We start from the raw sequence: 3,852 nt of genomic DNA on the forward strand, positions 1-3,852 counted from the left end.
ATCTTTAATTAATTTTTTCTAAAAATTAATTAAAGATAATGTTCGAATCCGGACGATGCCTCAGGAAGAGATACAGAAATGTGTCTCTTTTTTTGTTTTAAATTTTTAGTAAAAATTGATTAAAGTTACGTTCGAATCCGGACGATGCCTCAAGAAGAGATACAGAAATGTGTCTCTTTTTTTGTTTTAAATTTTTAGAAAAAATTAATTAAAGATAATGTTCGAATCAATAAAAGTATTTATTTTAGTATTTCTTTTTAAGTTTTTCCCAATCAACTATCTTTTTGCCGCTAAAAATATAATATTTTATTTCAAGAATTACTTTTCCAATAGGAGATTGTCTATTAACTCTTGCAATGATACATTCTATTAACCAAGTTTTGTCGAAGCCATTCCAGACACCATACATACTCAATAAGTTTGGATAAAGTACAGGATAAACTTCATATTTATTAATCCTTTTAATTTCTTCTAAATTATAGGGACTATTATTAAATATTTTGGCTGTAAATACCAAATCATCACTTGAAAGTTCTGTATCAAGATAAAATTCTGAGAGCGCCATCCAAATTGGTTCTCTTTCTTCCAATGAAAATGATAAAAGCATTTTATTTCTTCTCTATCTTATCAATAGCATTTTTTACAAATTTTTGCTCACTTGGATATAAACCTTCAAACAATAAAAACAAACCAAAAATAACCATGACAATACTACTCACTTTTTTTATTTTGATAATATTTGGCGGTGTTAATTTGCTTCTTAATTGTTTAGATAAGAGTATTTTACCAATATCTGTAATTATGTAAGAGATAATAACCGTAGTAAAAAACCAAACTACATTTGAATTGTCCATTTGTAATTTTGGTCCGTAAGTAATAATAATCAGCAACCAAAAACCTAAAACGCCAATATTTATAAAATTAAGTAAAAAACCTTTTATAAAAAGGCTTAGATAACCTTTCTTGATGACTTCTACAGCTTCTTCTTCATCTTCTGCTTTTACCGCTTTACGAAGTTTAAAAAATGAGATTAGACCATAAGTTACCATAATTATTCCACCAAAAATATACAATGCGGGATCGTCTTTTAGACTTTGAATTAATCTGTAACTTCCTAAATAGGCGACTGAAATAAAGAAAACATCGGCCAAAATAACGCCTAAGTCAAAAAACAATGCTGCCCGAAATCCTTTTGTAATACTGGTTTCTAATAATACAAAGAAAACGGGACCTATCATAAAACTTAAAAAAAAGCCTAATGGTATTCCGTTTCTTAAAATGTATTCTAACATAAATTTTTGTCTTTAGGAGAAATGGCAAGTTAATAATTTAAAACCAAACTATCTTTTACTTATAATGATTTTTCCCCCAAGCACGGTTTTCTGATTCACTTGTTTTGGATTACCGTAAATGGTAATTGTTCCACCTGCTCTGGTTTTTGCATCCACAAAATCTGTAGCATAAACATCTGCAAAACCGCCCGCGTTCACCGAAACTACTGTTTGTTCTGTTTTGCAAGTTTCTGCTTTAACTTTTGCTCCTGTATTGGTTACTATGTCTAGATTTTGTGCTTTGCCAGATAAATTAACTTCTGCACCTTGTGATGCTTTTAGAATAATTCTTTGAGCATTTACATTCAGTTTTATAACAGCACCTTCCTTGGCAATGATATCAAAACCTACTGATTTAATTTCTGATTGACAAGATAAATAAGATCCTTCGTTGGCTTCTACAGCTAGTATTTCTTTGAAATATACTTTTACTGTTAAGTCTTCTCCATCTAAAAATTTACCTATAGGAAGTCTTATTTTAAGTTCGCCATTGTTGTTAACCAATTCGGCTTCATTTTCATATTTCCCTTTAAGTTCCACTTTATTTTCATCTGATTCAATGAGTTGAACCGAAATTTTATCGAAAGCGGTTACTTTCGTAAAGTTGCCTACATCTTTGGTTACTTGTCCAAAATTATATTGTGAAACCAATATAAAAGTCAATAAAAGTATCTTTTTCATTTGTAATAAATTTAAATTTTTAAAACGCGTTATAAAAAAACTTTAATTCTTCCTTAAGAAATAAAAATCCAATTGTTTTTTTACTAAATCCGCGGTTTTTACTTTAACATAAATTTCATCTCCCAATTGTAATAAACTTTTTGTTGTCGCGCCAACCAATGCGTATTGCTTTTCATCAAAAGTATAATAATCGTCTTTAATTTCTCGAATACGAACCATTCCTTCGCATTTATTTTCAATGATTTCAACATAAATTCCCCATTCGGTCACACCAGAAATTACTCCCAAAAATTCCTGATCTTGATGGTCTTGCATGTATTTTACTTGCATATATTTGATAGAATCGCGTTCAGCATTGGTAGCTAAACCTTCCATGGTGGAACAATGCAAACATTTTTCTTCGTAAACTTCTTCAGAAACTGATTTTCCTCCGTCTAAATAAAATTGCAATAATCTGTGCACCATCACGTCTGGATAACGACGAATTGGTGAAGTAAAATGAGAATAATAATCGAAAGCCAAACCATAATGTCCAATATTATCTGTGGAATATTTGGCTTTACTCATACTTCGAATCGCTAAAGTATCGATTAAGTTTTGCTCTTTGGTTCCATTTACATCTTCCATTAATTGATTTAATGCTTTGGAAATATCGCCACTTCTGAAATCGATTTTATAACCAAATTTTGCAATAACAGCTTGCATGGCATACAGTTTGTCTTCGTTTGGTTCGTCGTGAATTCTATAAATAAAAGTTTTCTTTTGTTTACCAATAAATTCAGCCACTTTTTTATTTGCCAAAAGCATGAATTCCTCAATTAGATGATTGGCATCTTTTGAAACTTTGAAATAAACACCTTCAGGATCGCCATCTTCACTTAAATTAAATTTTACTTCGACTTTATCAAAAGAAATAGCACCATCATTCATACGTTTTCGGCGCATAATTTTAGCTAGTTCGTCTAGTTTTAAAGTAGCAGCTACAATTTCATCAGAAACTACGTAAGCACTTCCTGTAATGGATGTTTCTAATGGAATGGTATTGTCTTTGGTTTCTATAATATATTGCGCTTCCTCGTAAGAAAAACGTTGGTTGGAATCTATTACTGTTCTTCCAAACCATTGGGTTATTACTGTTGCTTTATTATCAATTTCAAAAATAGCAGAAAAGGTATATTTTTCTTCATTTGGTCGAAGTGAACAGGCAAAATTTGATAAAACTTCTGGTAACATTGGTACAACTCTGTCCACCAAATAAACTGAAGTAGCACGCTGATAAGCTTCATCATCCAAAATTGTTCCTTCTTGAAGATAATGGGAAACATCAGCAATGTGAATGCCTATTTCGTAGTTTCCATTTTCTAGTTTTTGGAATGAAAGTGCATCATCAAAATCTTTTGCATCTTTAGGATCGATGGTAAAAGTCAAGATATTTCGCATATCCCGACGTTTTGCAATTTCTGTTTCTTGAATTGAAGTATCTATTTTTTGTGCAAAAACTTCAACTTCAACAGGAAATTCTGATGGTAAACCATATTCGGCTAAAATAGCGTGAATTTCAGTATTATGTTCGCCTGGTTTACCAAGAACTTTGGTTACTGTTCCAAAAGGAGAATCGGCTTTTTTTGGCCAATCTTCAATATGAACCAAAACAACATCACCGTTTTCAGCTTCTCCAATTTTATCTTTAGGAATAAAAATATCGGTATACATTTTTGGATTTGCTGTAGAAACAAAAGCAAAGTTTGGATGAATTGCAATAACGCCAACGAAATCGGTTTTGGCTCGTTCTACCACTTCAATAACTTCACCTTCTGGCCGTTTTCCTTTTCTACGATTA

General features: G+C 31.3%; 4 protein-coding genes. All 4 read right to left on the reverse strand.

The window, feature by feature from the left end; genetic code table 11:
- Window positions 1–244 precede the first annotated feature (244 nt).
- Window positions 245–607, reverse strand: coding sequence for a hypothetical protein (locus RMN92_RS08610; RefSeq protein WP_309609063.1), 363 nt, complete (start codon window positions 605–607; stop codon window positions 245–247).
- 1 nt (window position 608) lies between these two features.
- The gene (locus RMN92_RS08615; RefSeq protein WP_309609064.1) at window positions 609–1,292 is read right to left on the reverse strand and encodes a LysE family transporter; all 684 of its coding nucleotides are present in this window, start codon (window positions 1,290–1,292) and stop codon (window positions 609–611) included.
- A 48-nt stretch (window positions 1,293–1,340) separates the two neighbouring features.
- Window positions 1,341–2,012 carry a head GIN domain-containing protein gene (locus tag RMN92_RS08620; RefSeq protein WP_309609065.1) on the reverse strand — a complete coding sequence of 224 codons (672 nt, stop codon included), beginning with the start codon at window positions 2,010–2,012 and terminating at the stop codon, window positions 1,341–1,343.
- A gap of 42 nt (window positions 2,013–2,054) precedes the next feature.
- A partial coding sequence (rnr, locus tag RMN92_RS08625) for a ribonuclease R (protein ID WP_309609066.1) occupies window positions 2,055–3,852 on the reverse strand: 1,798 nt, incomplete at its 5' end.

It is taken from the genome of Flavobacterium sp. (genome assembly GCF_031363805.1).
GTDB lineage: Bacteria > Bacteroidota > Bacteroidia > Flavobacteriales > Flavobacteriaceae > Flavobacterium.

Bases quoted from the DNA above. Each gene is read 5' to 3' on its own strand.
- RMN92_RS08610 (WP_309609063.1), bottom strand. From the start codon at position 607: ATGCTTTTATCATTTTCATTGGAAGAAAGAGAACCAATTTGGATGGCG.
- RMN92_RS08615 (WP_309609064.1), bottom strand. From the start codon at position 1,292: ATGTTAGAATACATTTTAAGAAACGGAATACCATTAGGCTTTTTTTTA.
- RMN92_RS08620 (WP_309609065.1), bottom strand. From the start codon at position 2,012: ATGAAAAAGATACTTTTATTGACTTTTATATTGGTTTCACAATATAAT.